Source organism: Deltaproteobacteria bacterium (assembly GCA_003696105.1).
In the GTDB taxonomy this organism is placed as follows: domain Bacteria; phylum Myxococcota_A; class Polyangia; order Haliangiales; family J016; genus J016.
In genome coordinates, this window is record RFGE01000304.1 from 1 (window position 1) to 6,356 (window position 6,356).

A 6,356-nucleotide genomic window follows, 5' to 3' on the forward strand; every position below is an offset into this window, starting at 1 on the left:
GGATCGCGTGAAGAAATGAACGCAACTCACAATACGCTCGTGATCAGCGACGTGCATCTCGGCGGCGATCTGAACGTGAACTGCGGCCCGTCGGCGCGCGCGCAGCTCGATCTGCTCGAGCGCGAGCTGATCGACTTTTTGCGTCACTACACGTACACGCGACGGGACGGCCGGCCCTGGCAGCTCGTCATCAACGGCGATCTGATTGATTTCCTTGGGATCTGCCTGCTTCCGGACCCCGACTCGGACGACGACGCCACCCCCGAGGAGCACATCTACGGCCTCGGCCGCCGCCCCAAGGCGGCGCGCGCCAAGGTCGACGCGGTGATCGAACGCCACGCCGACGTGTTCGTAGCGCTCGCCCGGTTTGCGCGCGCCGGCAACCGCGTCGACCTCGTCGCGGGCAACCACGACGTGGAACTGCAGTGGGACGCGGTCCAGCGGGCGTTCCTCGACGGGGTGCGGCGGGTGTACGAACGCGCGCAGCTCGCGGCGGGAGGCGACCCCGCCAGCGATTTCATCGAGTCGGCGTTCCACTTCCACCCGTGGTTCGTCTACATCCCGGGCGTCGCCTGGATCGAGCACGGCCACCTGTACGATGAAAACTGCTCGTTCCAGTTCGCGCTGGCCCCGGCCGATCCGTTCAGCAAGCAGATCGACCTCAACGTCGACACCGCGGCGCAGCGCTACGTGGTCAACCGCATACCGGCGGCGGAGCACGGCCAGGAGAACTGGTCGTGGCTCGGGTACATGCGCTGGGCGCTCGGGCTCGGGCCGCGGGGGGCGCTCGAGGTGTTCAAGAGCTACTACGCGTTCTCGGCCCGCCTGATCGCCGCGCGGCGCCAGCGCCGCCGCGCGCCCGGCGCGGCGGAGGAGCGGCGCGCCCGCCATCGCGAGCGGCTGCGGGCGCTGTGCGAGGTGTGGAGCCTCGACGAGCGCACGCTCGACGCCGTGCACGAGCTGCGCCGGCGTCCCGTCGTCGAGAACCTCTGGCGCCTGTTGCAGGTGCTGATGATCGACAAGCTCGTCATCGGCGCGCTCGCCCTGCTGGTCGTGATGGTCGCGGTGTGGTCGCTGCCGCTCGCGTGGGGGCTGGCCGGTGCGGGTACCGTCGTCGGGTCCGCCTGGGCGGCCAACCGCATCCTGTCGCGCGGTCGCATCGTCGACCCGACCGCGCCCCTGATGGTGATCCCGGAGCGGATCCTCCGCCACGTGGACGCGCGCTACGTCGTGTTCGGTCACACCCACGAGGCGATGCGCGTTCCGCTCGAGGGCGGCGGCGTGTACTTCAACACCGGCACGTGGTACCCGGACGAGGCGCCGGGGCTGCTGCGCAGCTTCACCCACGTCGTCATCCACTGCGACGACGACGGCCCCCGCGCGCAGCTGTGCCAGTGGCGCGATGGCGCGAGCCGGCCGTTCACGCCCGGCTACAGCGTCCGGACCCGGCCCGCGACCGCGGAGCCCGCGGCGCTGCCGGTGGCCGCACCGGGCCGCGCCGCGGCGTGACGCCGGCGGCCGCGACGGCGCGTCACGACGCGCCGACGGCGAGCCCGTCGCGCTTCTTGGCGCCGCCGCAGGCGATGAGCGCCGCGCACCAGCCGGCCTGCAGCTCGCCTTCGAGGCCGAGGCCGGGGAGCACCTGCGTCGACGCCAGCGTGAGGCGTTTGACGCCGAGCGGATACGGCGCCGCCGCGACGCCGAGCAGCAGCGCCCCGTCGACCCGCCACACGGGCGCCGGCGCGAGCGGCTCGGCGAGGCTCGCGCGCGCCGCGATGCGCTCGGGGTCGGCGATCTCGTTCGGAGAGTGGGCGGCGAGCACGTGGCCGCTCGAAAACGGCATGACGTCCTCGAGTCGCTCGCGCACGCGGACGCGCAGATCGGCGAGCGCGCCGTCGTCCGGTGGCGCGGTCGTCCCAGCGGGACAGGGCCAAAGCGCCTCCACCGTTACCACGGCGCGCGCCTCGTCGTCCGGTTCGGACACGAACACCGCGAGCGCGTTGTCGCCCACCGGCGGGCGGGCGGGATCGGCGACGACCAGGGCGGTGGCCGCCATCCCCTCGGGGATGCCGGCCTCGGCGACGACGAGGTTGAGCGTGTAGCGGTAGGCCGCCGGGCGCAGCGCACCGGCGATCGGCTCGAGGCGCCTGGGCGGCTTCGCCAAAAGCTCGCGGACCCGGGCGACCGGCATCGCGCACACCACGTGCTCGGCGCCGATCTCCTCGCCGTCGCGCAGCCGCACGCCGGTCGCCTTGCCCCACGACACGAGGATCGCTTCGGGCTCGACCGCGCGGCGCTCGCCGCCGTGGCTGTCGAACTTGTCCAGGAAGATGGTGCGCAGCGCCGCGCGACCGCCGGGCAGGTGCGGGACGCCGCGCCGCCACTGGTCCAGTGCGCGGCCGGCGGCGACCGGCGAGCCGGTGGCCGGGTCGAGGCACGTGCCGAATGCGGCGGGCGCCGCGGCCAGTGCTCGCGCGATCGGCGCGGCGGCCGCTGCGGCGTCGACCGCCGCGCCCGCCGCGGCCAGCGGCTCGTCGAACCGCGCCACCTCGCGGCGGTCGAAGAACTTCACCGGCGGAAACGCGATCGACTGGCCGAGCAACGGATCGAGGTGGGCGCTCACGTCCCGCGCGGCCCGGGCGACGGCGAGCGCGGCATCGGCTGCGGCGGGCGCGTCGCGCGCCAGCTCCGCTGCGAGCGCGTCGTCGTCGCCGGTGACGTCCAGGCGGGCGTCCGGCGCGATGAGCTGGAACGCGGGCGCATGGTCCCGCATCCGGCGCTTGAGCAGATGCCCGAAGTTGAGTTCGCCGATCACGCGCGCGGCGGCGGGGCTCGCCAGGCCGGCGAGCGCCAGCGGCCGCGTCGGCAGCCGATACGGACCGACCTCGTACGCGTCGGGCAGGTCGCCCGTCGAGGCGAGCAGCACGCGGAGGCCGCGGCTGGCCGCCAGCGTCGCCGCGACGACTCCCGCGAACTCGTCGCCGAGCACCACCAGGTCGTAGGAACTCGTCGGCACCGGTCACTCCGCGGCCACGGTCACGCGCCGGCCGTCGATGCGGAGCCGCCCGGCGGCCAGCCATTGGACGACTTGCGGCAGCAGCTCGTGCTCGCGCTGTTGGATGCGGCGCTGCAGGGTCTCGGGCGTGTCGTCGTCGCGCACGTCGACCGCCGCCTGTGCGATGATCGGACCGCCGTCGAGCGAGTCGTCCACGAAGTGGATGGTACAACCGGTGAGCTTGACGCCGTAGGCGAGGGCGTCGCGCGCGCCGTGGGCGCCCGGAAACGCCGGCAGAAGCGACGGGTGCGTGTTGACGATGCGGCCGCGGTAACGGTCCACGAACACCGGCGTGAGGATGCGCATGAACCCGGCGAGCACGACGCCCTCGACCCGGTGCGCGTCGAGCGCGGCGATCATGGCGCGCTCGAACGCGGCGCGGTCCGGGTAGTCGCGGTGGTCGACCAGCAGCGCGGGCTTGCCGGCCGCGCGCGCGCGGTCGAGCGCGCCGGCGCCGGGCCGATTGCACAGCACACACGCGATCTCGCCCGGCGCCAGCCGGCCGGCCGCCTCGGCGTCGAGCAGCGCCTGCAAGTTGGTGCCGCTGCCGGACGCGAGCACGGCGAGCTTCACGGCGCGAACCTCACGGCCGGGCCGCCGTCGCGCGGGACGATCGCGCCGACCCGATAGACCCGTTCGCCGGCGGCCGCGAGCGCGCCGGCGACCGCGTCGGCGCGCTCGGGCGCGACGGCGACGACCATCCCGAGGCCGAGATTGAACGTGCGGCGCATCTCGTCGGTCTCGACCCCGGCCGACGCGATCAGGTCGAACACCGGCGGCACCGGCCAACTCGCGGGGACGAGGCGGACGGCGAGGGAGTCGTCGCGGAGCATGCGCGGCGGGTTGTCCACCAGACCGCCGCCGGTGATGTGCGCTGCCGCCTTGAACTGGTCGCGAATCCCGACGAGGGCGCGCGCATAGATCCTCGTCGGCTCGAGCAGCGCATCGGCGACCGACGCCCCGCCCAGTTCATCGGGCCGGTCGTCGTACGACAGCCCCAACTCGTCGAGCAGCGCGCGGCGCGCGAGCGACAGCCCGTTGGAATGGATGCCGCTGGACGCCAGGCCGAGCAGGACGTCACCGGCCGCGAGGGAGCGGCCGTCGCGGATGGCGCCGCGGTCGACCACGCCGACGCAAAAGCCGGCGAGGTCGTACTCGCCGTCGGCGTACATGCCGGGCAGTTCCGCCGTCTCGCCGCCGAGCAGCGCGCAGCCGGCGCGGCGGCAGCCTTCGGCGACGCCCGCGATCACCGCTTCGCCGACGTCGGGGTCGAGCCGGCCGGTGGCGAAGTAGTCGAGAAACAGCAGCGGCTCGGCGCCGACGACGGCGATGTCGTTGGCGCACATCGCGACCAGGTCGATGCCGACCGTGTCGTGCCGCCCGGTTGCAAACGCGACCTTCAACTTGGTGCCGACCCCGTCGGTGCCGCTCACGAGCACCGGGTCGCGGTAGCCGCCCGGCAGCGCGCACAGCCCCGCGAAGCCGCCGATGCCGTCGAGCACCTCCGCGCGGGTCGCCGCGCGCGCCAGCGGTTTGATCCGGTCGATCAGCGCGTTGCCGGCGTCGATGTCGACGCCCGCATCTTTGTACGTGATGGCCACGGCGGCTCGACAGTAGTGGTCCACGGCGGAATTCGCAACGCCCGCCGCGGGAGCGCTCGGTTGTCCCACGCCCGCGCCCGGCAGTAGACTCCCGGCGTGGCCGCCGTTTCGTCGCTCACCGCCGACGTCGTCGTGCCCGCCCGCGACGCGGGCGACGCGATCGGTGCGGTGCTCGCGGGCATCCCGACCCGCGCCTGTCGGACCGTCGTCGTCGTCGATTACGGTTCGAAGGACGATACGGCGGCGATCGCGGAGGACGCCGGGGCGGTGGTGCTGCACGCGCCGCGCGGCGGCTACGGCGCCGCCTGTCGCCGCGGGATCGACCACCTCGCGTCGCTGCCGCAGCCCCCGGACGCGGTCGTGTTCGTCGCCGCCGACGGCCGCGACGACCCGGCCGACATCCCCAAGCTGCTCGCGCCGCTGGCCGCCGGAGACGCCGAACTGGCGATCGGCGTCCGTCCCGGGTCGCGCGGCGTGCCGGCGGCGGTGGCGTTGCGGCTGATCGGCGCGATCTACCGCCAGCGGTTCGACGACCTCGGCCGGTTTTGCGCCATTCGCCTGCCGGCGGCCGTGGCGCTGTCGCCGTCCGACCGCGGCGACGGGTTTCCGGCGGAGCTGCTGGTCAAGGCGTTGCGCTTCGGCCTGCGGATCGAACAGGTGCCGGTGCGCCCCGGCGATCCGCGGCGGCTCGCCGGCGGCGAGCGGTTGCGCCGCGGGGCGGCCGAAGCGGGCCGTGCGCTGTTTCACATCGTGCGCAACGCAACGGTGAGGTGATCGATGGCGATGAACGACCGCCAACTGTTCGAGCGCTTCGGCAGCACGTTTCCGCCGGGCCACGTCCTGTTTCGCGAGGGGGACGCCGGCAGCGAGATGTACGTGATCCAGTCGGGCGAGGTCGAGATCAGCCGCGCGCTGCGCGGGCGTGACACCGTGATCGCGGTCCTCGGGCCGGGTGAGTTCTTCGGCGAGATGGCGATCGTCAACAATCGGCCCCGGTCGGCGACGGCGACCGTGCGCGCGGAGGCGCGGTTGCTCGTGATCGACGCCAAGACGTTCGAGGCGATGCTGCGCGGCCGGGCCGAGATCGCGGTGCGCATGATCAAGGCGCTGGCTGCGCGCCTCGACCGGGCCAACCAGCAGATCGAAATTCTGCTGCTCGAGGACGCGAACCATCGCGTGGTGCAGGCGCTGCGCCAGTTGGCCGCCGACCGCGCGCCGCTGGGCGAGGGCGCCGCGGTGTTCATCCCGGTGTCGATGGCGGCGCTCGCGGCGCGCGCGGCGCTCCCCGAGACGCGCGTCGGCGAGGTCGTGCAGAAGCTCGCCGACGCGCAGCTGGTGCTGCCGGCGCCGGCGGCCGGCGTCGAGGAAGAGGGGTTCGTCATCCCCGAGGTCGGCCGGCTCGTCGAGTTCCTCGAGTTCCTCGAACTGAGGGAGCGCTTCGCCGACCCCGCCGGCGGCGACGCCTGACGCGCCGGCCGCCGATCGCGCGCCGCGCCCGGCCGGTCAGGCCGCGGCGACGCCGTCGCGGATGGCGATCGCCTTGCGCACCAGGCGTGCGTGGTCGTCGTTCTTCGAGTAGGTGAACGTTTCGATCTCCGGGGCGAGCTGGCGCAGCTGCTCGGCCAGCGCGCTCGCGTTCGTGCCCGTCAGTACGTTGGCAATGAACACGACCAGATAGGAGCCTTCCCAGATGTCGCGGA

General features: G+C 73.7%; 7 protein-coding genes. 3 read left to right on the forward strand and 4 right to left on the reverse strand.

Going from position 1 to position 6,356, the window contains the following annotated elements; translation table 11 throughout:
- Positions 1–15: 15 nt before the first annotated feature.
- A complete protein-coding gene (locus D6689_19140) occupies positions 16–1,509 on the forward strand; it encodes a hypothetical protein (protein RMH38580.1) in 1,494 nt (497 codons plus the stop codon).
- 22 nt (positions 1,510–1,531) lie between these two features.
- On the opposite strand, the gene D6689_19145 is transcribed toward D6689_19140, so the two are convergent.
- From D6689_19145 to D6689_19155, 3 genes are read right to left on the reverse strand one after another with little or no spacing between them, the layout of a single operon-like run.
- Positions 1,532–2,989 (reverse strand): hypothetical protein, encoded by a 1,458-nt coding sequence (locus D6689_19145; GenBank protein ID RMH38581.1) that lies wholly within the window; start codon positions 2,987–2,989, stop codon positions 1,532–1,534.
- A gap of 30 nt (positions 2,990–3,019) precedes the next feature.
- Positions 3,020–3,628 carry a phosphoribosylglycinamide formyltransferase gene (locus D6689_19150; protein ID RMH38582.1) on the reverse strand — a complete coding sequence of 203 codons (609 nt, stop codon included), beginning with the start codon at positions 3,626–3,628 and terminating at the stop codon, positions 3,020–3,022.
- On the reverse strand, positions 3,625–4,656 hold the full coding sequence (locus D6689_19155; GenBank protein RMH38585.1) for a phosphoribosylformylglycinamidine cyclo-ligase: 1,032 nt from the start codon (positions 4,654–4,656) through the stop codon (positions 3,625–3,627). Before D6689_19155 ends, D6689_19150 begins: the two co-directional genes overlap by 4 nt.
- A gap of 96 nt (positions 4,657–4,752) precedes the next feature.
- Here D6689_19155 and D6689_19160 point away from each other — a divergent pair, with 96 nt between their 5' ends.
- Together D6689_19160 and D6689_19165 are read left to right on the forward strand one after the other, a co-directional pair.
- Positions 4,753–5,430 carry a glycosyltransferase family 2 protein gene (locus tag D6689_19160; GenBank protein ID RMH38583.1) on the forward strand — a complete coding sequence of 226 codons (678 nt, stop codon included), beginning with the start codon at positions 4,753–4,755 and terminating at the stop codon, positions 5,428–5,430.
- Positions 5,431–5,439: 9 nt separating this feature from the next.
- The gene (locus D6689_19165; protein ID RMH38586.1) at positions 5,440–6,123 is read left to right on the forward strand and encodes a cyclic nucleotide-binding domain-containing protein; all 684 of its coding nucleotides are present in this window, start codon (positions 5,440–5,442) and stop codon (positions 6,121–6,123) included.
- Positions 6,124–6,159: 36 nt separating this feature from the next.
- Here D6689_19165 and D6689_19170 read toward each other — a convergent pair.
- A partial coding sequence (locus D6689_19170) for a hypothetical protein (GenBank protein RMH38584.1) occupies positions 6,160–6,356 on the reverse strand: 197 nt, incomplete at its 5' end.

What these genes read in the sequence shown, in the direction of transcription:
- D6689_19140 (RMH38580.1), top strand. Translation starts at nt 16, where the DNA reads ATGAACGCAACTCACAATACGCTCGTGATCAGCGACGTGCATCTCGGC.
- D6689_19165 (RMH38586.1), top strand. Translation starts at nt 5,440, where the DNA reads ATGAACGACCGCCAACTGTTCGAGCGCTTCGGCAGCACGTTTCCGCCG.